This is a genomic window from Flavobacterium lipolyticum, from assembly GCF_020905335.1.
Taxonomy (GTDB): Bacteria; Bacteroidota; Bacteroidia; order Flavobacteriales; family Flavobacteriaceae; genus Flavobacterium; species Flavobacterium lipolyticum.
This window is the reverse complement of the sequence record NZ_JAJJMN010000001.1, coordinates 1,398,705-1,422,621: the sequence shown is the minus strand read 5'-3', so window position 1 is coordinate 1,422,621 and position 23,917 is coordinate 1,398,705. Positions and strand designations below refer to the sequence as shown.

Below are 23,917 nucleotides of genomic sequence, written 5' to 3'. Positions count from 1 at the left end.
TTGGTTTTTAATCTTGTGACTAAAGTACAAAAAAGAAAAAGACACAACCTTGCTTAAAGGGGCTTGAAAAATATATTATGCTTTATTCCTGCTGCAGACTTTCTTCAAAAAGTGTAATGTCAATAGCATTTTTTACATCGTAATCGCCAATTTTAGTTCGGCGTAAAACAGTTAAATGCGATCCGGAATTCATCGCTTTTCCAAAATCAAAAGCCAGAGAACGAATATAAGTTCCTTTACTGCAGACCACTCTAAAATCTACCTCAGGTAAAGCGATTCGGGTAATTTCGAATTCATGAATGGTTGTTTTTCTGCTGGCAATTTCTACTGTTTCTCCTGCACGCGCATGCTCGTACAAGCGAACACCGTCTTTTTTGATGGCAGAAAAAATAGGTGGTTTCTGGTCTATTTCACCCAAAAATTGTTTCACCGTTTCATGAATTAGTGTTTCGTCAATATGATCGGTTGGAAAAGTCTGATCGATTTCGGTTTCTAGATCGTAAGATGGAGTAGTAGCTCCAATATAAAAAGTTCCGGTATATTCTTTTGCCTGACCCTGTAGTTCAGAAATTCTTTTGGTAAACTTTCCGGTACAGATTAGCAATAGGCCGGTTGCCAAAGGATCTAAAGTTCCGGCATGGCCAATTTTGAACTTTTTAGGAAGTCCGACTTTATTGATTAAAAGATATTTTAATTTGTTGACAGCTTGAAACGAACTCCATTTTAAAGGTTTGTCAATCAATAAAACCTGTCCGTTTAGATATTCTTCAGGAGTCATTATATAATCGTAAGAGGATGAATGAAAAAGTGAATCAGTAACAGAACGATTCCTGCAATAATTCGGTAATAACCAAAAACTTTAAAACCGTTTTTAGTCAAAAATCCAATAAAGGATTTAATAGCTAAGAGCGCCACAATAAAAGCAACGACATTTCCAATTACCAGTATGTTAATCTGATCGTGAGACAGTTCAAATCCGGCTTTGTAATAATCGTAACATTTTTTTACCGTCGCTCCTAACATGGTTGGAACAGCCAAAAAGAAAGAGAATTCTGCTGCTGTAGTACGGGATAATTTTTGAGACATTCCGCCTACAATACTGGCTCCGCTTCTTGAAACTCCCGGAATCATAGCAATGCACTGGAATAAACCAATTTTAAAAGCTTGTAAATAGGTGATTTCAGAAGAGCTTTCAGTTGTATTTGGATGGTTGAACCACTCGTCAACTTTTAGTAAAATTAAACCTCCTATCAAAAGAGAAACAGCAACTGTAACAGGGTTTTCTAATAAACCATCGATAAAATCACTTAGCAATAAACCTAATACGACAGCCGGAATAAAGGCAACCAAAAGTTTAAAATAAAAATCAAGTGTTTGAAAGAATCGTTTGAAATACAAAACCACTACCGAAAGTATCGCGCCAAGTTGAATGACAATGGTGAAAAGTTTAGTGAAATCTTCATGAGCAATTCCGAAAAAGGAAGAGGCGATAATCATGTGACCGGTTGAAGAAACAGGCAAAAATTCCGTGATGCCTTCAATAATAGCTAGAACGATAGCTTGTAATGTATTCATTTATTAAGATTGTTAGATTTTTAGACTCCTTAGACTTCTTAGATTTTATAAAAGATTATCTAAATAATCTAAAGATCTAAGAAGTCTAAGGAGTCTTAATAAAGTCTATTTGGATTTTTTGAAAATAGAATAAATCGTGATTCCAAAACCGATTAAAACTGTAGTTGGAGCCAAACGAATACGTCTGAAATTAAACACATCTTCATTGAACACATTCGGATCGTTGCTTCCTCCGCCAGACATTAAGATAAAGCCTAAGGCAATAACTCCAATTCCGATTAATAGAATTTTGTAATTAATTCCGTCAAAAAGGAATTCTTGCTTTGATGTCTGTTCTTCTTTATTGTTGTTTTTCATTTTATTTCTTTTGTGCCTTCGAGCGTAGCGAAAGGCTTTTTAAAAATCTGCAATCTAAAATCTGCAATCTAAAATCTGCGATCTAAAATTAATACAAATCGTCCGTTCTTAAATTTAGGAAACGTTGTGTGGCAAAGTGAGTACTTACCCAGGTAATCAAAACTCCTAATCCGAATACGGCTAATAACACCAATCCAATTAAGGCTTTATCTTCTAAAATTCCCAAGCCCGGGAAATTAGTTTCTACATAGAACAAAAGTCCTATAAGGGCAATAATAGCCAGACCGGCGCCTAACATTCCTAATTTTACACTGCGCATTACAAATGGCTTACGGATAAACGATTTTGTTGCACCAACCATTTGCATCGTTTTGATGATAAAACGATTCGAATGAATAGATAAACGTAACGAACTGTTGATTAGTAGAACAGCAATAATCGCAAGGAAACCACTGATAATTAAAATCCACATACTTACTTTTTTGATATTATCATTTACCAGATTCACCAATTGTTTGTCGTAAACAATATCTTCAATCATGGTATTTTGACGTAGTTTGCTTTCTATTTTAAGGATACTGTCTCTTTCAACATACTCCGCTTTTAAGTGAATGTCGTAAGAGTTCAATAACGGGTTTTCACCTAAGAAAGTCAGGAAATCTTCTCCGATAATGTCAGTGTGTTCTTTTGCCGCTTTTTCTTTTGTTACATAAACGAAAGACCTTGCAAAAGGCGCTCTTTTTAGTTCAGTATTGAAAGCTTTTATCACGCTGTCATTAGCCTCGTTTTTAAAGAAAACCGTCATGGCAATTTTTTCTTTAAAATCATTAGCCAGTTTTTTAGAATTGATAATGAATAATCCCAGTACTCCTAGCAGGAATAAAACCAGAAATACACTTAATACAACCGAAAAATAAGAGGAAATTAACCTGCGCTTTTGAAATTTATCAAAGTTAGAACTCATAGTTTGCTTAAATTATGGGGTAAAAATAATAAAGAATTTCTTTATATGAAGTTAATAACGGCCAAAGTTTTAACTTTCGTACAATATAAGCAATTTTAGACTTGTATTTTATCTCAATAAAAATGAAGAAATTATAATTTACTTTTTAGGAATTAAAATACTTTTTGTTACAATCTGTAATAAATGTAAATTTGCGGCTTAATTAATTTAGTGAAAAGCTTAGAACCTTAGTAACTTAGAATCTTAGTCACTTAGAAATGAAATACAATCCAAACGAAATAGAAGCCAAATGGCAAAAATATTGGGCCGAGAACCAAACTTTTGCCGCAAAAAATAATTCTGAAAAACCCAAACATTATGTGTTGGACATGTTTCCTTACCCATCCGGGGCGGGATTACACGTAGGGCATCCACTGGGATATATCGCTTCGGATGTTTATTCTCGTTTCAAAAGGCATCAGGGTTTCAATGTTTTGCATCCAATGGGGTACGACAGTTTTGGATTGCCGGCAGAACAGTATGCGATTCAAACCGGACAGCGTCCGGAAGATACCACACGTGTTAATATTGATGGTGGAGTAGATAAAGAAGGAAAACAAATAGCAGGATATAGAAAACAGTTGGATAAAATTGGATTTTCATTTGACTGGGAGCGTGAAGTGCGAACGTCAAATCCGGACTATTATAAACATACACAATGGATTTTTATTCAGTTGTTTAATTCATGGTATAACAAGAGTGTTGACCAAGCAGAAGATATAACAACTTTAATTGCTCTTTTTGAAAAAGAAGGAAATGCAAATGTAAATGCAGTTTCTGATGATAACATTGGAACTTTCTCGGCTGAGGAGTGGAATGCTTTATCGTCTGACGAACAGGAGGAAATTCTTTTACAATACAGATTGACTTATCTGGCAGAAACAGAAGTAAACTGGTGTCCTGGTTTAGGAACGGTTTTGGCCAATGACGAAATTGTAAACGGTGTTTCAGAACGTGGAGGATTTCCGGTAATTCGAAAAAAAATGACCCAATGGAGTATGCGTATTTCAGCTTATGCAGAGCGCTTGCTTCAAGGTTTAAATGAAATCGACTGGAGCGAGTCTATCAAAGAATCACAAAGAAACTGGATCGGAAAATCGGTAGGAGCGTTAGTAAAGTTTCAAGTTTTAGGTTTCAAGTCTCAGGTTGATGCGCAAAGTGATGAAACTTTAAACGTGAAACCTGAAACCAATTTTATTGAGGTATTTACCACCCGCCCCGATACCATCTTTGGAGTAACTTTTATGACTTTGGCACCAGAACATGATTTGGTAGCTAAAATTACAACTCCGGAACAAAAAGAGGCGGTTGAAGCGTACATCGAAAAAACAGCAAAACGTTCCGAGCGTGAGCGTATGGCTGATGTAAAAACCATTTCGGGAGTATTTACAGGAGCTTATGCGGAGCATCCGTTTACAAAAGAACTAATTCCGGTTTGGATTGGGGACTATGTTTTGGCCGGATACGGAACAGGTGCTGTAATGGCGGTTCCTTGCGGAGATGAGAGAGATTATGCTTTTGCAAATTTCTTTAAAGGTCAGAACGGAATGCAGGAAATCAAAAATATTTTTGCCAACGTTGATATTTCTGAGGCGGCTTACGGTTCGAAAGACAATGTGGAGATCGCAAATTCTGATTTCCTAAACGGATTAAATTATAAAAAAGCTACTCAGGCCGCTATTACTGCCTTAGAAAAATTAGGACAGGGAATTGGAAAAACCAATTACCGTTTGCGTGATGCGGTTTTCTCCCGTCAGCGTTATTGGGGTGAGCCATTTCCGGTTTATTATGTGAATGGTTTGCCAAAAATGATCGAGGCGCAGCATTTACCAATTATTTTGCCTGAGGTAGAGAAATATTTACCAACCGAAGACGGTTTGCCTCCATTAGGAAATGCAGCTGTTTGGGCTTGGGACACCACAAATAATAAAGTCGTTAATACCGACTTAGTGGATCATGCAACGATATTTCCTTTAGAATTGAATACCATGCCAGGTTGGGCAGGAAGTTCATGGTACTGGATGCGTTATATGGATGCACACAACGAAACCGAGTTTGCAAGCAAAGAAGCATTAGCGTACTGGGAAAGTGTTGATTTGTATATTGGAGGAAGTGAGCACGCCACCGGACACTTATTGTATTCGCGTTTCTGGAACAAATTCTTAAAAGACAAAGGTTTTGCTCCAACCGAAGAACCATTCAAAAAACTGATCAATCAGGGAATGATTTTGGGGACTACTGCCTATGTGTATAGATTAGAAGGAACGAACACTTTTGTTTCTAAAAATAAAATCGGAGATCAGAATGTACAGCCGCTTCGTGTGGATGTTAATTTTGTAAATTCTTCAGATGAATTGGATGTAGAAAGATTTAAAAACTGGAGAGAAGATTTTAATTCGGCAGAATTTATTTTTGACGAAAACGGAAAATATATCGTTGGACGTGAAGTCGAGAAGATGTCGAAATCGTATTACAATGTAGTAACTCCGGATGATATTTGTAACGAATACGGAGCCGATACTTTGCGTTTGTACGAAATGTTCTTAGGGCCGTTAGAGCAGGCAAAACCTTGGAATACGGCTGGTATTTCGGGAGTATTTGGTTTCCTTAAAAAGTTATGGAGATTGTACTTTGATGATAATGGTTCAATCGTAAACAACGACGAACCAACAAAAGACAACTTAAAATCATTGCATAAAACCATCAAAAAAGCAGCAGAAGACATCGAGAGTTTTTCTTTCAACACCTCTGTTTCTCAGTTTATGATTTGTGTAAACGAATTGTCTGCTCAAAATTGTCATTCAAGAGCCATTTTAGAACCATTAGCCATTTTAGTTTCGCCTTATGCACCGCATATTGCTGAGGAATTATGGTTGCAGTTAGGAAATACAACTTCGATTTCAGAAGTTTCCTTCCCGGTTTTTGAAGCAAAACATCTGGTAGAAACGAGCAAAGAATACCCGGTTTCTTTCAATGGAAAAATGCGTTTCACCATCGAATTGCCTTTGGATTTAACCAAGGAGCAGATCGAAGAAATTGTCATGAAAGACGAAAGAACTTTACGTCAGTTAGATGGTCGAACACCTAATAAAGTGATTATTGTTCCTGGTAAGATTATCAATCTTGTAGGGTAAATAAATTTTTCAATACTATAAATTCCAAATTCCAAATTCCAAATTCCAATTTTACGATTGGGGTTTGGGATTTTTTTTTGTCATTTCGAGCGAAGGGAGAAATCACACTAGCTAATCGACAAAGATTATCGATCTAGTTTGCGGAGTTCCTTGTGTGATTTCTCGTTCCTCGAAATGACAAGATTGTGTAGTTTTTTTGTTGGGATTTGGGATTTTTTTTGTCATTTCGAGCGAAGGGAGAAATCACACTAGCTAATCGACAAAGATTATCGATCTAGTTTGCGGAGTTCCTTGTGTGATTTCTCGTTCCTCGAAATGACAAGATTGTGTAGTTTTTTTGTTGGGATTTGGGATTTTTTTGCGTTTAGTTTATCATTTCGACCGAAGGGAGAAATCACACCAGTTAATCGACAAAGATTGTCGACTTAGTTTGCGGAGTTTCTTGCGTGATTTACTTTGGCAGTCGCTATCAAGTCTCCTTCGATCGAAAGGATGAAAAAGCTAGGGGTGAGTGTTTTTTTTTTTTTTTTTTTTTTGAAACAGCTTCGCCGGAGCAAAATATTTATAGCAAATGTAATTTTCCGGTATCAAGAAGCTCCGGCGGAGCGGAAGATTAATATTGGAGGCAGTCCCGTTTTATAGTTTTTTGTATGGACCGGAATTGATATTGACGTATGAAAAGATTTTTTTTATCAAAAAACAATCCACGTTTCTGTGTGCTTCATCCCTTGTAGGTGTTGAGATTTAGGCTTATGTGTGAAGGTTGGAATTTGGATTTTGGAGATTGAATTTTATTTTTTTTTAAAATAATTTGTAACATTTTAAAACATCTCGTATCCAAAAGGCGAATTTAACTAATAAACCATTTAACAACTTAAATCTATTAAAAATGAAAAAGTATATCATCTTAGTTATCGCCTTATTATTTTCAGCAGTATGTTTAAATGTATTTGCACAAACAAAATCATATCCGTTTGAAGTTCTTAAAACCGGAAAAGGAAAACAAGCTGTAGTGTTTATTCCCGGATTTGCATCTTCGGGAGATGTGTGGAAGGAAACCAGAGCCAATTTAGAAAAAGATCACACTTGTTATACACTTACCATGGCAGGTTTTGCCGGAGTGAAACCACAGTCGAATGCAAGCTTCAAAAATTGGGAAACTGAAATTGCAGACTTCATCAAAACAAATAAAATTGAAAAGCCAATTGTAATTGGTCACAGTATGGGTGGAGGATTTGCATTGGCTTTGGCGGCAGATTATCCGGAATTGGTTGGTAAAATTGTTGTAGTAGACGCGCTTCCGTGTATGGCTGCTCTGATGGATCCTAATTTTAAATCAAAAGAAAATAACGACTGTTCGTCAATGGTGAATCAGATGACGGCTATGACGGAGACTCAGTTTTTGGACATGCAGAAAAAAACAATGCCAAGACTGGTTCAGGATGCCTCAAAAATCGATATGATTGTAGACTGGAGTGTAAAATCAGACCGAAAAACATTTGCTGAAATGTATTGTGATTTTTCTAATACTGATTTAAGAGAAAAAATCGCACAAGTAAAATGTCCATCATTAATTTTACTGGAATCTTATTTTGTAAATTTAAAACCTGCTATTGAAGGACAGTATCAAAATTTAAAAAATGCTAATTTTCAATATGCCGGTAAAGGGTTACACTTTATTATGTATGATGATGCAGCGTGGTATTTAAATCAGGTGAATAATTTCGTAAAATAGTACTGATGGAATTTGAAGTTATCTATAAAACGTATTGGGATAGAATTTTCAGGCTTTGTATGGGTTTTGTTAACGATTATGATATTGCTCAGGATTTGGCTCAGGAGACTTTTGTTATTGTCTGGCAAAAACTGGACACTTTTAGAAACGAGTCGGGCATAGGAACCTGGATTTTTAGGATAGCTTCTAATAACTGTTTGCGGCAAATAGAAAAAGAAAAGCGTTTTCTTAAATCAGACCTTCCGGTGAATTTGCAGGAAGAGAAACAACAATCGTTAGAACCGCAAATCCAGTTTTTGTACCAGTGTATCGCTGAATTGCCTGAAACGGAACGTATTATTATTTCGCTCGAACTTGAGGAAGTAAAGCAGGCTGAAATTGCTAAAATTGTGGGGCTTTCGGAAGCAAATACAAGAGTGAAAATTCACAGGATAAAGGAAAAACTGACTCAAAAATTTAAAGAAAATGGACCAAAATAACAATATAGATTTCAAAGATTTGTGGAAAAAACAATCCGTAAGTCAGCCTGATATGAAAGATTTATTGGGGAGATTGAAGGAATTTAAAGCAGCCGGCCTTCGCCATCTGTGGATTACTAATATTTTGCTTTTGGCAACTACTGCGTTTATTGTTTTTGTCTGGTACTATTATCAGCCGGAATTTATTTCTACTAAAATAGGAATTGTGCTGGTGATTATGGCCATGATCATGTATGTTGGTGTTTATAATGGATTATTGGTCGGTTATAAAAATATCGATACCACACAATCCAATCAGGAGTACCTGCAGCGATTGATTCTAATTCGAAAAAAACAGCAGTTTATGCAGTCTACGATTCTGAATTTGTACTTCATTTTATTGAGTATCGGAATAGGTCTGTATATGTACGAATACACTTCGAGAATGACGCTTGTTTATGCGTTGCTCGTTTATGGGGTGGTATTGCTTTGGATTGGGGTGAACTGGTTTTACATTCGTCCGAAACAAATTAAAAAACAACAGGCAAAAATCAACGATCTGATCGGGAAATTTGAAGAAGTCAATAAGCAGTTGGAGTTGTAATGGAGTTTTTTAGTTTTTGTAAAGTTGCTTAAGAAGTACCCTGACGCTAAAATGTCAAAATGACATTTTTTGAATTTGGTTCAGAATTTGCGGTTTATTCTGTAAATTTAGTAATCAATCAAAAAAAACAAAGATATGGGAAGTGGACATTTAATTCTTGCCGGAGCAATTATGTTGTTCAGCTGGATAGTGAGTTCAAGACTCAAGAGTAAATTTGAGCAGTATTCTAAACTGCAATTAAGAAATGGAATGAGTGGTGCTGAAATCGCCGAAAAGATGCTGGCTGATCATGGTATTAGAGATGTTCGTGTTATTTCGACACCTGGTCAGTTAACAGATCACTACAATCCTGCAGATAAAACTGTAAATTTAAGCGAGGTGGTTTACAACGAACGCAATGCGGCTGCGGCTGCGGTGGCTGCACACGAGTGTGGTCATGCGGTACAGCACGCTGTTGGTTATGAGTGGTTGACAATGCGTTCCAAATTGGTACCGATTGTAAGTGTCGCATCCAATTATGTACAATGGATTTTGTTAGCCGGAATTTTAATGATCAAAATCTTTCCGGGGCTATTGCTGATCGGAATTATTATTTTTGCTGCAACAACTTTATTTACAATTATTACACTGCCGGTAGAGTATGATGCAAGTAAGAGAGCATTGGCTTGGTTGGAAAATAAAAATATGCTGACGCAGCAAGAGCAGGCCGGAGCTAAGGATGCGTTGAAATGGGCTGCGAGAACTTATGTTGTTGCCGCTATCGGATCAATCGCGACCTTGTTGTACTATATCTCGGTCTATTCCGGAAGCAGAAGGAATTAATTGGTCAATGAGATAATTGGTCAATGAGATTATTAGATAATTAGCCAATTAGATAGTTAAAATGAAACCCGACAGATTTTTTTGAAATCCGTCGGGTTTTTTCGTGTAGAAATATTTCGTGATCTCATTGACTAATTATCTCATTCTCTAATTCTATAATTGAATCTGCCTGTCAATCTGCTGATCCAGGGAGATAAATGTTTCTGTTCTGGAAACGCCTTCTATTGCCTGAATTTTGGTGTTTAAAAGCTGCATTAAGTGTTCGTTATCGCGACAGATGATTTTGATCAATACCGACCAGTTTCCTGTGGTGTAGTGGCATTCTAAGACTTCGGGGATTTTTTTTAAATCTTTCACGGCTTCGGAGTTTCTGGAGGCTTTGTCCAGATAAACACCAACAAAGGCCATGGTGTTGTATCCCAATACTTTTGGATTAACGGTAAATTTAGAACCTGAAATAACACCCGATTGTTCCAGTTTTTTCAATCGCTGATGAATGGCAGCTCCGGAAATACCTATTTTATTGGCGATTTGCAAAATGGGTTTTCGGGCATCGTCCATCAAATAGCGCAGGATTTCTTTGTCGATGCCGTCAATTTCAATAATAAGGGAGTTGATTTTCATTGGAGTTGTGATTTGAAACTAAATTTAGTTATTTGGTTGTAGTTGTAAATCAAATGTACTCATAATGATTTGAAAAATAAAATTCCAATCTTTGAAATTCCAAATGGAAACTGAAAATGTTGCTTGTTTTTCTTTGTTAGAGTTTTAAGAATTTGACAAAGATTGGGGAGAGCAATATTTTTAAAAAGAAAAATTCCAAATTTCAACCCTAAAGTTGGAATTTGGAATTTAAATATTGTTATTTTCTAAAAGGATTATTTTCCTTTGTTTGCTTCTGCAATATATTTCTCTAAAGCCATCGTCATTGAAGGTGTTTCAGGAGTTGGAGCAAGAATATCAATTCTTAAGCCATGATCAAGCGCTTCTTTTTGAGTTGTGCTTCCAAAAACAGCAATTCTGGTGTCGTTTTGTTTAAAATCAGGAAAGTTTTTAAACAATGATTTGATTCCGGTTGGACTGAAAAAAGCCAAAACATCATAGTAAACATCAGCCAGATCAGATAGATCGCTCATTACTGTTTTGTAGAAAACAGCTTGTGCCCAATCTACTTTCAGATTGTTTAATGTTACAGGTGCATCAGCGTTTAACTGATCAGACGCCGGTAAAAGGAATTTTTCGTCTTTGTATTTTTTGATAAGCGGCGATAAATCTGCAAAGTCTTTTGCTCCCACGTAAATTTTACGCTTTCTATACACAACATACTTTTGCAGGTAAAATGCAACAGCTTCAGATTGGCAGAAATATTTCAATCCTTCAGGAACTTTATAACGCATCTCATCTGCTACTCTGAAAAAATGATCTACCGCATTACGGCTCGTCAAAATGATTGCAGTATAATGATTAAGATCGATTTTCTGTAATCGGATCTCTTTTGCATTAACCCCTTCCACATGAATAAATGGTCTGAAATCAATTTTTATTTTGTGTTTTTGTTGGAGCTCAAAGTAAGGAGAATTTTCCACTTTAGGTTCAGGCTGTGACACCAAAATTGTTTTCACTTTCATATTATAAACATTTACTAAGCCGCCTCTTTTGTAATCCAATAATACAGGAAATAATAAGGGGCTATTTCAAGAGCGCAAAGATATAAAATAAAATAAAATAACTTGCTGATTATTGCATTTTGATACGTTTTTATTGAAATAAAATAAGAGTAGAGGCTAATACACAGCGAAATGGCTATTATTGCCAGGGGTACAATCTTAGGAATATTGTCATAATAAAACAAAACAGCATTAACAGGAAGGATTAAAACGCCTATATAAGTCCTGTAAGTTACTTTTTGTAAGTTAAAAAGTTCTGCAAATTCGTCAATGTTAAATGAAGTGGCTACAATTTTTTCAATTAAAAATTTTCCCAGAATAAAGTAAAGTAAAAAGGTAGCAAGCTGAATGAATAAAATCCAGTCCGTTTTCGACGCATATCCAAAAATGTGCATGGTAAGCTGGATGAAAAAAGCATACGAAACAACTTGTACAAAAAATAAACCAACCGTAAAACTGCTTCTTAAATGATTGTTGTCGCGATAGATTTTAGCATACTTGTCAGAAAAAATAAGCTTACTGAATTCGCTAAATCGGGTTTCGTAAGCTGATTTAGTCATGGCAACAACAGCAAAAGTCAACACGAATAAAAGTGTTGCCCAGTCTTTGTTTTCCAGAATTCGGGGGTGAAGTTGTTCAATCATAGCGATGCAAAATTAGTAATTTTTTGTATCAATAGTTTTATTATATATTTATTATGAATCAAATGCTATAAAAAGTTTACTTTTGCGGTGAAATTACTCAGAAAAATGAATGATTGTATTGTCATAATCCCCACCTACAACGAAATCGAAAATATTGAAAGCATAGTTAGAGCTGTACTTTCGCAACACAAACCTTTTCATCTTTTAATTATTGATGATAATTCGCCTGACCATACTGCCAATAAAGTAGTCGCTTTACAGGAAGAATTTCCGGGACGGTTGTTTTTAGAAAAAAGAGCTAAAAAATCTGGTTTGGGAACGGCCTATGTTCATGGTTTTAAATGGGCATTAGAACGTCAGTATGATTTCATTTTTGAAATGGATGCTGATTTCTCGCATAATCCAAATGATCTTGAGAAATTGTTTGATGCCTGCCATTTTGGTGGAGCAGATCTAGCGATTGGTTCCCGATATGTAACAGGAGTAAATGTGGTGAACTGGCCCTTAAGCCGTGTTCTAATGTCGTATTTCGCTTCGGTGTATGTGAAGTTTATTACGGGAATGAAAATTCACGACGCAACAGCAGGTTTCGTTTGTTACAAACGAGAAGTGCTGGAAAAAATCAATCTCAACAAAATTAAATTCGTGGGTTATGCGTTTCAGATTGAAATGAAGTACAGAACATACTGTGCTAAATTTGAAATTAAAGAGGTTCCGATTATTTTTACTGACAGAACAAAAGGAGTTTCTAAAATGAGCAATGCCATTATCAAAGAAGCCATACTGGGAGTAATTTCGCTTCGATTGAAAAAACTAGTCAATACTTTATAAAGCTATGAAAATGAATAGGGTTCTAATAAAAAATGCCAAAATTGTAAACGAAGGATCTATTTTTGAAGGAGATGTTTTAATCGAAAATGATCTGATTGTTGAAGTGGCAGACAGCATCAGTTTAAAAACATCCGATTGTAAAGTAATCGATGCTGAAGGGAGTTATTTAATTCCGGGGGCAATTGATGATCAGGTTCATTTTAGAGAACCGGGACTAACACACAAAGGAGATATCGAGTCAGAGTCAAGAGCTGCGGTGGCAGGAGGAATTACATCTTTCATAGAGCAACCGAATACAGTTCCAAATGCGGTAACTCAGGAAATACTAGAAGATAAATATCAGGTTGCGGCAGTGAAATCATTTGCGAATTATTCGTTTATGATGGGTGCAACTAATGATAATCTGGAGGAAGTTCTAAAAACAAATCCGAAGAATGTTGCCGGAATAAAGATCTTTTTAGGATCGTCAACAGGAAATATGCTGGTAGATAATGAGGCAGTTTTAGAAAAGATTTTTTCAAGTACTCCGCTTTTAATCGCGGTACATTGTGAAGACGAAACGACGATTAAAAATAATTTACAGCTGTACAAAGAACAATATGGTGATGATATTCCGGTAACGGCGCATCATTTAATACGCAGTGAAGAAGCTTGTTATATTTCTTCTTCAAAAGCGGTAGCTCTGGCGAAGAAAACGGGAGCTCGTTTGCATATTTTTCATCTTTCGACTGCGAAAGAAATGGAATTGTTTACCAATAAAATTCCACTTGAAGAAAAGAAAATTACTGCCGAAGTTTGTGTGCATCACTTGTGGTTTACAGACGAAGATTATAAAACCAAAGGAAATTTTATTAAATGGAACCCTGCGGTAAAAACAGCAGACGACAGAAAAGCATTATGGGAAGCTTTAAATGACGGACGTATTGATGTAATTGCAACCGATCATGCGCCACATACTAAAGAAGAAAAAATGCAGCCTTATGTGAATGCTCCATCTGGGGGGCCGCTTGTGCAGCATGCGGTCGTAGCGATGTTTGAAGCGCATCATCAGGGGAAAATCAGTGTGGAGAAAATTGTCGAGAAAATGTGCCACAATCCGGCTAAACTTTTTAAAATAGAAAAAAGAGGTTTTATCAAAGAAGGTTATTTTGCCGATTTAGTGATTGTAAACCCAAGTTTGCCATGGAGTGTGAAACCTGAAAATATTCTGGCGAAATGCGGCTGGTCGCCTTTTGAGAATTTTACTTTTAAGTCGAGAATTACACATACTTTTGTAAACGGTGAAATGGTTTACAATAACTTTAAAGTAAAAGACATTCGCGCAGGAAAACGCCTATTGTTTGACAGATAAAAAGCTGATATGAAAAATTTTATAGTAATAATATTGGTGTTGTTTCTTTCTGTAAGTTGTAAAAAAGAGCTGGTAAAGCAGCCTGCAAAGCTTATCGGGAAAGATAAAATGATTGATATTATGTATGATTTGTCTATCCTTGAAGCGATGAAATACCAGCACCCGGTTTCGGCAGATTCAGTTGAAACCAGTCCTACTGCCTTTATTTTGAAAAAATATAAAGTGGATAGTGTGCAATTTTCACAAAACAACCGTTATTACGCCGCCGATTATGAGAATTATAAAAGTATTTTCGACGAAGTAGGAAAGCGTTTGGCTGTCAACCAAAGAGCTACAGATTCAATTGTGAAAATTGAAGAAAAGAAAGCAGCAAAAGAAAAGAAGAAACCTATAGTTAAAGATACGATCAAGAACAAGCTGAGTAAGACGAGCTTGGATTCTATCCGAAAAACAACACGATTAAAGAGATAGTTAAAGTCTCGAAACATCTTTTATGTACGCATGTACATCCTGAAAAACCGTTCCTCCCAGAGCGGTTTTTATTTTTTCATTAGAATATAAATTACTAGAATAGGAAGCCTTTGCAGTTGCTTTTGTCAGGCGTCTTTTCTGAAAAAATAAGGTCGAAAAAATTCCGTCGACAACCCAAAGGAAATTCATGAATAAAGGTGTGGCATGAACGGTTGGTCTTTTTACTTTTAAAGCGTCGGCAATAGTATCCAGGATGTCCTTAAAAACAATATTGTCGGCAATTAAAGTAAAGCGTTCGTTTTTAATGTCACTCTTCATTAAGGTGTCAGCTATTTTTATGACATCCGTTATGGTAACAAAACCGGTACTTCCAAGAGTGTAAAAAGAAAGGCCGTTTGCAACTTTGGCATAAAGCTCTGCGCTTCCTTGTATGTGGGTTTTGTTTTTTGGAATTGGCCCTAAAATAACACCCGGATTTAAGATGATTACATCTAAACCTTCCTGTAAACCACGCCAGACTTCCATTTCGGCTCCGTATTTAGAAATCGCGTAATCACTATGAGGCTTTTCGGGATTCCAGTCTGTTTCTTCAGTGATATAAGTTTCATGAGCTGCTAAATCACCTAAAGCAGCGATAGAGCTGATAAAACAAAACTTTTTTATGTTTTTGGCAATAGAAAAATTAACCATATTGGCGGTTCCTTCGATATTGGTTTTTCGAAGTAACTCTTCGTCTTTTGGATCAAATGAAATTAAAGCAGCGCAATGGTAAACGTAATCAATACCTGAGAACGCAGTTTCTAAAGAGGGAACATCCAGAATATCGGCTTCAAGCCATTCTATTTTTTCAAACAGATCCACTTTTTTGTACAACTCAAAAACCGATTTGGTTTTTTGAATGTTATTTTGAGTTCTGTAAATAGCCCGAACGTTTTCTCCATTCTCAATCAGATGAAGTAATAAATGTGCGCCAACTAAACCTGTACCTCCTGTTATTAATACCATTTCGTAAAGATAGTACTTTGGTCTAAAGTTGCAAAAAAGGGACAGGTTTAAAGGCGCAAGTTTTTATTCAATTTTGTTTTTTTAGAAAATCGTATACCCTAGTATAAAATCTAATGATCTGTAAGCTCCGCTATAAGAGGTGTATCCGCTAAGGACCTCTTTGCGGCCATTTACCCTAATTTCTGCACTCACTTTGTTCTTGAAATTGTAACCAAGTCCGGTTAGAAAATTACCGCTTGTGGAGCTGTCTAAGTTGGTTGGTTTGCTTGTAAGTTTGAATTTACCACTTACATCAATGGCATAACCGGCATTAATAAATATTTTAGATTTGCTGTTTAGGAAAAAATAATAACGTACTCCAAAGGGAACCTGTATGGCTGTGTATTTAACCTCTGAAGGAAATTCGACTCTCATACCATTATTCATGTAATTTATAACTCCGGTTTCGCTCTTGTTTTCGTACTGTTGAAAGGTTGGGTTTATAAAAAGACTCCATTTGTTTTTGTTGAAAGGGAGTATAAGTTCGCCTTCCAATCCTATTTTAAAAGTTGCTTTCTGAGAGTAGTCTACGCTATTATATCCATCCCTATTGATGCCATCAATTGAAATAGAAGAAAAGCCAATACCTGGAGTTACTTTTAAAAGGTAAATACTTTTATTTACTGAGGTAATTGTTTTTTCGATTTCGTCAGATGAGATATTATTGTATTTCAGGAAATATTTCATCAAAGCCTCTTTTTTATAAGGCAGGTTCTTAACATCATTTTCAGTTGTGTTTTTGGTTTTGACATTGTTGAATAATTGCTGTCTGAAGTAATTGTTTTCAACTGTTGTGCGGGAGTTATTCAGTTCAGCAATGTATTCTTTACGTACAAGTTGTTCTACGGATCTTTCTTTTGTTTCATAAAAGAACCTTGTAATGTCATTATTGGTATAGTAATATAAAGAAGCGTCTCCTGTAACAAGGACTTTTAAGAAAACGAGCTGTTCTTTCCAAATGGGATTTTTATCGGTGGAAAAACTTTCTAATACGTCACTTGAAAGGTCAATGTTAACTTTTGCTCTTTTGTATGTAGTGCTGTTTCCAATTCCAAACTCTTGAACATTCGTAATGGTTTCTGTTTTCGTTTCGGTGTCTTCGTTAGTTGTTTTGTACTTAAAATCTGTTGGGTTGTAGTTCCAGTCTATGTTTTTGATATAACATTCAGTTCGGATTCCATTATTGGTAATGAAATATCCTTTTTCAAAAGAGATCTGGGCGTTCGTAAAGGAGTAGGAGAGTAAGATTGCAAGAAGCAAAAGTTTTTTCATAAAGGTAATTTTTTGGTTGGTTATTAATGGATTAGTTGAGGTAAAAATAGGTAAAAAGTAATGAATGAAAAGTAAAAAATTATAATTGGAGTTTTTTTTTTGAACAGCTAAAGTTCTAAGTATGGTTCTCTTTGTAGTTAAGAATTTTGATGTTGAAATTGCTTTTTAGCATTGATATTGAAACTGCTTTTTGTCATTGCCATTACCATTGATTATATTTGCACAAATTATTTAAAAAATGAAGAATCTAGTTGAAGAATTAAAGTGGCGCGGGTTATATCATGATAGCATGCCAGGAACGGAAGAACAATTGCTAAAAGAGGTAACTGCTGCTTATATAGGTTTTGACCCAACAGCAGATTCGCTGCACATTGGCAGCATGGTTCAGATTATTTTATTGGTTCACTTAAAGAATTTTGGACATCAGCCTATCGCTTTGGTGGGAGGTGCAACCGGTATGATTGGTGACCCATCGGGGAAATCTGATGAAAGAAATCTGTTGAATGAAGAAACTTTAGCTAAGAACGTTGCCGGTATCAAAAGTGTTTTGTCACGTTTTCTTGACTTTAATTCAAAAGAAGCAAATGCTCCTGTTATGGTAAACAACTATGACTGGATGAAGGAATTCTCATTTATTGATTTTGCACGTGAAGTTGGAAAACGTATCACGGTAAATTATATGATGGCGAAGGATTCTGTTAAAAAGAGATTTGCCGGAGACGGTGTAGGAATGTCTTTTACAGAGTTTACCTATCAGTTAATTCAGGGTTACGATTTTTATCATTTATATAAAAATAACAATTGCGTGCTTCAAATGGGAGGTTCGGACCAATGGGGAAATATCACCACCGGAACGGAATTGGTACGCAGAATGGGAGGAGAAAGTGCAAAAGCTTTTGCATTGACAACGCCATTGATTACAAAAGCAGACGGATCTAAATTTGGAAAATCTGAAGGTGGAAATGTTTGGTTGGATACTGATAAAACCTCAGTGTATAAATTTTACCAGTTTTGGGTGAATTCAACTGACGTTGATGCAGAGAAATACATCAAAATCTTTACGTTTTTAGATAAAGAAACGATTGAAGCTTTAATCGAAGAGCACAGAACTGCTCCGCATTTAAGAGTTTTACAAAAGAAACTGGCAGAAGAAATTACCATTTTTGTTCACTCTGAAGAAGAATTGGAAAAAGCAATTCAGGCGTCGAATATTTTGTTTGGAAATTCTACAGCCGAAGATTTGAAAAAATTGGATGAAGCTACTTTTTTAGAAGTTTTTGACGGTGTTCCTCAGGCTGAAATCGCAAAAGCTGATTTAGAAAATGGTTTGGAGATTATTACAGTTTTAAACGAAAAAACAGGTTTCTTTAAATCAAACGGAGAAGCGAGACGTGCCTTAACCGCAAATTCGATCTCGGTGAACAGAGAAAAAATAAAAGAAGATTTTGTGTTAACTGCAAATGATTTAATTAATAATCAGTTTGTGTTATTACAAAGCGGAAAGAAGAATTATTTTGTGATTCGAGTGGTTTAGTTTTTAAACTAACGAAAAGATAAGTTAAAAGCATCCTGTATCAGGATGCTTTTTGTATGAATGGGCTTTTTTATTTTTTGTAGATCTTTCGTGTTGTATCATTAGATTTAATGATATAGAAATCATTTTTTAAGGATTGCACTAATTCGTTTTCTTCTTGTTTTGAGTGTACTTCTTTCGTTAAGATTTTTTCTCCTTGGAAATTATAGACTGTTATAGTATAGTTTTCTGGTATATCGTCAGTTTCTAATTTTGTTGCTATCGATTTTTTTCCAGAAGGATTATAGAAGGTTACAGGTATAACTGTTACGTTGTTATTTTCATTTGATTCGGTATTTGTTTTAGAATCGTCAACAACCATAAGAATGTTCCAGTTATTGTTAAATACAGTACTAATATTGCCAAAATCTGAGGGGAAGATAGTCCCGCCTGGTACTACAAGCAATTCTCCTGCGTTAATGGCATTTACGGTTATAGCACTTCCGTTTGATTTTAAATCTGATGTATCGAGTGTCGTATCGGAGGACAGGTAGAATCTTATATTTGTTGCTGTTGATGCGGCATTTCCTGCGTTTTTGATGGATATTAGTGATGGCCTAATTGACCCGGATTGATTGTCGACCCTATGTCTTTTTTTTAATTCACTTAAAGTAGAAGTGCAATCAAAACAATCACTATAAACTAGTGTATTATTTGAATCGATAATTAAATCAGGTTTTCCTATCGGAGTTGGAGTTGGTGTTGGCGTTGGGGTCGGAGTTGGCGTTGTAGGGGCTGTTCCTTCTTTTATAGTTATTCTGTATGTTGATGAGGCGATGTTATTATATTCGTTGAAATCTTCACTGTTTGTAGTTACAGCGGTTAAATAGTACTTACCGGCAATAGCATTGTAGGGAATGCTGTAGACCATTGGGAAGTTATGGGATGTTTTTGGATCTGAAGGTGCAGGTGCATCTGTAGGATTCTGACCAACAGCATATAGTTTAATGTCGTTGCCACTGAGAAAGTTTCTTGATGTCGTGAGGTATAATGTATATGCAGTAGTTGCGTTTTGAATTTTTGTGCCAATATTTCGTACTCCGAAATAAGCAATTTTGTTGCTTGTTCCACGGTAATAATTACCATCGTCCTGATATGGAGTAACATGTACAGCTTGCAGATCGGGTTTTTGACAATTGAATAAAACAAGGGAAAATTGAGAATTGCTATCTGTTGAATCTACTTCGTAATCTGCATCTCCGCTTTCTACACTAGCTCCATCAATTAAATAAAAATTAGGGCCTTTTCCAAAATCCATAAAACAAATGTCACCAGAAGATAACGGTTTTTCTATTTTAATATTTACCATTTCTCTGGTACTATTAACTGTTAACTTTGAGCAAAAGTTATTTTGAGCTTCTTGTAATGTTGATCCTAATAAAATTGGTCTTATATACTTTTTAGACAATGAAGAGCATAAGTCAGTAATTGGAGCGCCAAAATCAGGTGGGGTGTCAACTTCATCTCCCATGTCAGCACCAGAATCTCCTGCATAAGTAACTTTGTAATACCTTGTGCCGAAGTTGCCGTAGTTTAGGCCTAAATCTGCTTTGTAAATTTTACCAACTTCCAATTTAAAATTTTGTCTTAAATTTACTTCTCTAATTCCTACGGGAGGATAATGCTGGGTGCATTCAACAGCAATAGCCCATTCTATAGTAGTGCCTAAATCTTGGAGTTCGTGGTATCTATAATTTGGATTCTGTGACCTGCTTGTAAAGCTAAAAAGGATAAAAACTAATAGGGTAATTTTTTTCATAATTTAATATTTAAAAAGTTACAGTGAAAGTAATTTTTAAATATTTGTGTAGTATTTTTTCTACATTAACAATAGGTTATTAAATTAGGTATTTTTTTACATTGAACTTAATGATAAAATAGCAGTAGTATTATGGCAAATTTTGTTTACAAAACCATTAGGTTACAGCCACGAATATCAGAATCATCAAAACGTCCCAATACTTCAAAAGAGTTGTTGGGATATTTTTTAATCTATTTTTTCGCGATTAAACGATTAACCAAATTAACGGTTCAACATTTACAAAACCATTAAGTTACACCCACGAATATCAGAATTATCAAAACGTCCCAATAGCTTGAAAGAGTTGTTGGTTTTTTTTTTAATCGATTTTTTCACGATTAAACGATTAATCAAATTAACGGTTCAACATTTACAAAACCATTAGGTTACAGCCACGAATATCAGAATTATCAACGCGTCCTAAATACCTCGAAAGAGTTGTTGGGATATTTTTTAATCTATTTTTTCGCGATTAAACGATTAACCAAATTAACGGTTCAACTTTTACAAAACCATTAGGTTACAGCCACGAATATCAGAATTATCAAAACGTCCCAATACCTCGAAAGAGTTGTTGGGATTTTTTTTACCTAAATCCTGAGTGGCGATAAAGGAACAGGAATTGATATTGGCCAAATCAATCACATTGATTCCGCCAGTTTTTCCGTCTTTTAGATATGTTAAGGCATCTTCAGGATCGCGAACCAAAATGTGCATCCACGAAGGGCATTCAAATACACCTTCACCCAGAGAATAAGCTTGTCCCAGAAGTTCGGTCATGCCGTATTCTGAGTGAATAGCCGAAACGCCAAATCCTGCACAAAGTTGTTCGTGTAATTCCTCGCGAATCATTTCTTTTCGCTTGCCTTTCATGCCGCCAGTCTCCATAATAATAGTATTCTGAAGATTGAACTGGTGTTTCTCAATCAAATCGAGTAAGGCGTAAGTAACACCAATTAAGATTACATTTTGACCGGATTCGTCTAAAGCGGTTAGTTTTTTAATAAGATCGTCGTGATTGTGCAGGTAAAACCCACTGTCAGGCTGATTGGAGCGCTTTATTAAATCTTCGACCATATAGATTAACGAAGATCCATCGCGCTCGAGATAAGACGGTAAAAGTGCTAAAACAACGTAATCTTCGATATTGCCGTAGAATTGTGAAAATCCATTGCGGTAACTTTCTTCGTAAAGACTTACATCGGTAACGATATGTCTGCTGGTAATTGCGCCTGTGGTTCCGCTGCTGGTAAAAGTTACCTGAGCCGGATCATTGTTGGAAACTACATTATGACTTTTGAAAAACTGAATGGGTAAAAAAGGAATTTGTTCCAATGATTTTACCTGTTGTGGATTTACTTTTAAAAAATCGCAAAAATCACGATAGACAACGTTATTCTCATGTTGAAAACGAAACACTTTTAGTGCTATTTTCTCAAATTGTTTCTGACTTGAAATGGTAAAGATATCGTTGGCTGTGATCAAAACTTTTTTTGTGCAAAGATATTGTTTTTAGTTTTTAGTCACAGTATTCAGTCGCAGTTTTCAGTTGTCATTTTAGGGTTTCGCAGAAACTGAAAACTGTGACTGTGACTGAAAACTAAAAAAGCTCTAATTTTCATTAGAGCTTTTGTGTTTTATCGAATAATGAGCTTTCGTGTTGCCGAAGCATTTTCTTCGCTTATTTTGATGATGTAAACGCCTGGAACCAGATCAGAAACGTTTAATTCTCGAGAACTTAAATGTGTTTGAAGTACCTTTTTACCCAGAACATCAAAGATGATAATCTCTTTTTCTAAATCATTTTTAGAAGAGATGGTTACTTTTCCACCGGTCACGGGGTTAGGGTACAAGCTTAATCCCTCAATGGTTGCTACCTGTTGAGGTTTTGGTAATTGCTTACTGTCTTGTGCCGAAACACTTACAGTAAAGAAAAAAGCCAATAAGAAAGTAATATAAAAGTAATTTTTTGCCATCGCGTTATTTTGGTTACTGTAAATATACAAAAAAAAGTACAAAAATTACACCAAAAAAAAACATCCTAAAATTTTAGGATGTTTTTAACAATATTTTTTTTTAAACTTTTATTTAGTCAAATCAACACCATTAACTGTTGCCCAAGCACCTCCAGTTATTGAAGCTCCGGTAGCAGTATCATCTGTTACAAAATTTCCAGCTGGGAATGCAACAGTACCGTCCCAAGGAGCTACTACTACACCTAAGATGTTTTTAGAAGTATTAGTGATTTTAACTTTAGTAATTTTAATTTTACCACCGTTTACTTGGTTTGTGTTTGTTGAAGCATCTTGTATTTTTACAGCTGCACCAGTGTAAACTTTACCAGCTTCAGTATAGTCACCGTAACCATCGATGATAATGTTACTGAAATCACCATTTCCTTCATTTTTGAATTGGAAAGCATCTACTTGAACATCTCCAACTGCTTCAGGAGTTGTACCAGCAATTCTTCTTAAAGTGATATTTGTAACTTTAGGGAAGTAAGCGTTATTGTTTTTAGAAGATTCGATTTCAATTCCGAAGTTTCCTTTTACATTTTGACGTGCATACCAATTTGAATTGGCTTGACCTTGCCATCCATCTTGCCAGTCAAAAGAATCATCTGTATTTTCGTAAGAGATCGCATTTGTTAAACTTGCAGTTCCTCCGTAAAATTCGAATCCGTCATCAGCACCTCTGTAAGATACTAAGTGGTCTAAAGTTGTTCCTGATCCTACAGAGTAGAAAGAGAATCCGTTTAATTCTTTAGTTCCGTCAGCTAATTTAGAACCAGCATATTCTACTCTTACATATTTTAATGAACCACCGTTATGAGCAGCATTTGTTCCTCCATATGGTAAAGCATTTCCATCTTCTGAAGTAGAAGTTTTTACACCGTTGATAGCATTGATTGGTGCGTCACCATACATGATGATACCTCCCCAAGAACCTGCTATTTTAGATTTTTCAGTAAATACAACTGGTTTGTCAGCTGTACCATTGATAATTAGTTTACCTCCATTTAAGACTACTAATGCATTATCTCCGGTAGTTTTATCAACTGTAATAGTTGAACCAGCTTCAAAAGTTAATGTTACACCTGAATTAACTTTCACCATACCTTTCATGGTATAGTTTCCTAAAGCATAAGTTTTATCAGCTGTAATTGGACCTGTAATTTCTCCAGTTGCTACAGGTACAGCCGTTACAGTTACAGTTTTTGTAACAGAAACAGATTGTACTGTATAAGTAATTACTGAAGTACCAACAGAAACTCCTGTGATAACCCCAGTTGAAGCCGCAACAGTTGCAACAGCAGGTGTAGCACTTGTGTAAGTACCGCCAGTAGTTGTACTGCTAAAAGTGGTAGTCGCTCCTACAACAATACTTTCAGTTCCTGTTAAAGGAGCTATAGTAAATGGAGCCGGATCGTTGTCGCTACTACATGATGAAAATAATAAGCCAATAGAAAGGGCTAAAGCGAAAAATTTAGTTTTCATAGTTGTGTTTTAATAGTTTATTTCTTTGCTGACAAAATTAGGATGGGAATACTTCATATGTGTTAGCTAAGTATTACA

22 protein-coding genes are annotated in these 23,917 nt (G+C 35.7%); 9 read left to right on the top strand and 13 right to left on the bottom strand.

Features of this window, described 5'->3' with window-relative positions:
• Nucleotides 1-82 precede the first annotated feature (82 nt).
• The 4 genes from truB to LNQ34_RS06360 form a co-directional block, all read right to left on the bottom strand.
• Complete coding sequence (gene truB, locus LNQ34_RS06375) at nucleotides 83-778, bottom strand: tRNA pseudouridine(55) synthase TruB (RefSeq protein ID WP_017496232.1); 696 nt, start codon at nucleotides 776-778, stop codon at nucleotides 83-85.
• Complete coding sequence (locus LNQ34_RS06370; protein ID WP_202703219.1) at nucleotides 778-1,575, bottom strand: undecaprenyl-diphosphate phosphatase; 798 nt, start codon at nucleotides 1,573-1,575, stop codon at nucleotides 778-780. The genes truB and LNQ34_RS06370 overlap by 1 nt, the downstream gene beginning before the upstream one ends.
• 105 nt (nucleotides 1,576-1,680) lie before the next feature.
• The gene (locus tag LNQ34_RS06365; protein ID WP_202703220.1) at nucleotides 1,681-1,932 is read right to left on the bottom strand and encodes a DUF3098 domain-containing protein; all 252 of its coding nucleotides are present in this window, start codon (nucleotides 1,930-1,932) and stop codon (nucleotides 1,681-1,683) included.
• A gap of 88 nt (nucleotides 1,933-2,020) precedes the next feature.
• Nucleotides 2,021-2,896 (bottom strand): cell division protein FtsX, encoded by an 876-nt coding sequence (locus LNQ34_RS06360; protein WP_202703221.1) that lies wholly within the window; start codon nucleotides 2,894-2,896, stop codon nucleotides 2,021-2,023.
• A gap of 257 nt (nucleotides 2,897-3,153) precedes the next feature.
• On the opposite strand from LNQ34_RS06360, the gene leuS reads away from it, so the two are divergent.
• The 5 genes from leuS to LNQ34_RS06335 all read left to right on the top strand — a co-directional run bounded on the left by leuS (nucleotide 3,154) and on the right by LNQ34_RS06335 (nucleotide 9,688).
• Nucleotides 3,154-6,069 (top strand): leucine--tRNA ligase, encoded by a 2,916-nt coding sequence (gene leuS, locus LNQ34_RS06355; protein WP_229998988.1) that lies wholly within the window; start codon nucleotides 3,154-3,156, stop codon nucleotides 6,067-6,069.
• Between the two features lie 889 nt (nucleotides 6,070-6,958).
• Nucleotides 6,959-7,804 (top strand): alpha/beta fold hydrolase, encoded by an 846-nt coding sequence (locus tag LNQ34_RS06350; RefSeq protein WP_229998987.1) that lies wholly within the window; start codon nucleotides 6,959-6,961, stop codon nucleotides 7,802-7,804.
• 5 nt (nucleotides 7,805-7,809) lie between these two features.
• Nucleotides 7,810-8,283 carry an RNA polymerase sigma factor gene (locus LNQ34_RS06345; protein WP_202703224.1) on the top strand — a complete coding sequence of 158 codons (474 nt, stop codon included), beginning with the start codon at nucleotides 7,810-7,812 and terminating at the stop codon, nucleotides 8,281-8,283.
• Nucleotides 8,270-8,866: a hypothetical protein gene (locus LNQ34_RS06340; RefSeq protein ID WP_229998986.1), complete on the top strand. Its 597-nt coding sequence runs from the start codon at nucleotides 8,270-8,272 to the stop codon at nucleotides 8,864-8,866. Before LNQ34_RS06345 ends, LNQ34_RS06340 begins: the two co-directional genes overlap by 14 nt.
• 135 nt (nucleotides 8,867-9,001) lie before the next feature.
• The gene (locus LNQ34_RS06335) at nucleotides 9,002-9,688 is read left to right on the top strand and encodes a zinc metallopeptidase (RefSeq protein ID WP_229998985.1); all 687 of its coding nucleotides are present in this window, start codon (nucleotides 9,002-9,004) and stop codon (nucleotides 9,686-9,688) included.
• Nucleotides 9,689-9,841: 153 nt separating this feature from the next.
• On the opposite strand, the gene LNQ34_RS06330 is transcribed toward LNQ34_RS06335, so the two are convergent.
• From LNQ34_RS06330 to LNQ34_RS06320, 3 genes are all read right to left on the bottom strand, one after another.
• Nucleotides 9,842-10,312: an Lrp/AsnC family transcriptional regulator gene (locus LNQ34_RS06330; RefSeq protein ID WP_017496220.1), complete on the bottom strand. Its 471-nt coding sequence runs from the start codon at nucleotides 10,310-10,312 to the stop codon at nucleotides 9,842-9,844.
• 254 nt (nucleotides 10,313-10,566) lie between these two features.
• Nucleotides 10,567-11,316: a uroporphyrinogen-III synthase gene (locus LNQ34_RS06325; RefSeq protein ID WP_026109960.1), complete on the bottom strand. Its 750-nt coding sequence runs from the start codon at nucleotides 11,314-11,316 to the stop codon at nucleotides 10,567-10,569.
• Between the two features lie 14 nt (nucleotides 11,317-11,330).
• On the bottom strand, nucleotides 11,331-11,999 hold the full coding sequence (locus LNQ34_RS06320) for a DUF4271 domain-containing protein (protein ID WP_202703227.1): 669 nt from the start codon (nucleotides 11,997-11,999) through the stop codon (nucleotides 11,331-11,333).
• A 105-nt stretch (nucleotides 12,000-12,104) separates the two neighbouring features.
• Between LNQ34_RS06320 and LNQ34_RS06315 the strand changes: the two genes are divergently transcribed.
• The 3 genes from LNQ34_RS06315 to LNQ34_RS06305 are packed head-to-tail and all read left to right on the top strand — an operon-like array spanning nucleotide 12,105 to nucleotide 14,652.
• Nucleotides 12,105-12,830: a polyprenol monophosphomannose synthase gene (locus LNQ34_RS06315; protein WP_202703228.1), complete on the top strand. Its 726-nt coding sequence runs from the start codon at nucleotides 12,105-12,107 to the stop codon at nucleotides 12,828-12,830.
• A 10-nt stretch (nucleotides 12,831-12,840) separates the two neighbouring features.
• A complete protein-coding gene (locus LNQ34_RS06310; protein WP_229998984.1) occupies nucleotides 12,841-14,181 on the top strand; it encodes a dihydroorotase in 1,341 nt (446 codons plus the stop codon).
• A 9-nt stretch (nucleotides 14,182-14,190) separates the two neighbouring features.
• Nucleotides 14,191-14,652, top strand: a complete 462-nt coding sequence (locus LNQ34_RS06305) for a DUF4296 domain-containing protein (protein ID WP_202703230.1) — start codon at nucleotides 14,191-14,193, stop codon at nucleotides 14,650-14,652.
• Here the strand turns inward: LNQ34_RS06305 and LNQ34_RS06300 are convergent, their stop codons facing one another.
• Both LNQ34_RS06300 and LNQ34_RS06295 read right to left on the bottom strand, forming a co-directional pair.
• Complete coding sequence (locus tag LNQ34_RS06300; protein ID WP_229998983.1) at nucleotides 14,653-15,657, bottom strand: NAD-dependent epimerase/dehydratase family protein; 1,005 nt, start codon at nucleotides 15,655-15,657, stop codon at nucleotides 14,653-14,655.
• Between the two features lie 81 nt (nucleotides 15,658-15,738).
• Nucleotides 15,739-16,968: a PorT family protein gene (locus LNQ34_RS06295; protein WP_229998982.1), complete on the bottom strand. Its 1,230-nt coding sequence runs from the start codon at nucleotides 16,966-16,968 to the stop codon at nucleotides 15,739-15,741.
• Between the two features lie 238 nt (nucleotides 16,969-17,206).
• On the opposite strand from LNQ34_RS06295, the gene tyrS reads away from it, so the two are divergent.
• Nucleotides 17,207-18,502 (top strand): tyrosine--tRNA ligase, encoded by a 1,296-nt coding sequence (tyrS, locus tag LNQ34_RS06290; RefSeq protein WP_229998981.1) that lies wholly within the window; start codon nucleotides 17,207-17,209, stop codon nucleotides 18,500-18,502.
• Between the two features lie 70 nt (nucleotides 18,503-18,572).
• Here the strand turns inward: tyrS and LNQ34_RS06285 are convergent, their stop codons facing one another.
• From LNQ34_RS06285 to LNQ34_RS06270, 4 genes are all read right to left on the bottom strand, one after another.
• Nucleotides 18,573-20,300, bottom strand: a complete 1,728-nt coding sequence (locus LNQ34_RS06285; protein WP_229998980.1) for a T9SS type A sorting domain-containing protein — start codon at nucleotides 20,298-20,300, stop codon at nucleotides 18,573-18,575.
• A gap of 546 nt (nucleotides 20,301-20,846) precedes the next feature.
• Entirely contained in the window at nucleotides 20,847-21,827 is a 981-nt protein-coding gene (locus LNQ34_RS06280; RefSeq protein WP_202703683.1) for a LuxE/PaaK family acyltransferase, read from the bottom strand.
• A 152-nt stretch (nucleotides 21,828-21,979) separates the two neighbouring features.
• The gene (locus tag LNQ34_RS06275) at nucleotides 21,980-22,318 is read right to left on the bottom strand and encodes a T9SS type A sorting domain-containing protein (RefSeq protein ID WP_017496209.1); all 339 of its coding nucleotides are present in this window, start codon (nucleotides 22,316-22,318) and stop codon (nucleotides 21,980-21,982) included.
• A gap of 108 nt (nucleotides 22,319-22,426) precedes the next feature.
• Nucleotides 22,427-23,839, bottom strand: coding sequence for a YdgA family protein (locus LNQ34_RS06270; protein ID WP_202703684.1), 1,413 nt, complete (start codon nucleotides 23,837-23,839; stop codon nucleotides 22,427-22,429).
• Nucleotides 23,840-23,917: the final 78 nt, after the last annotated feature.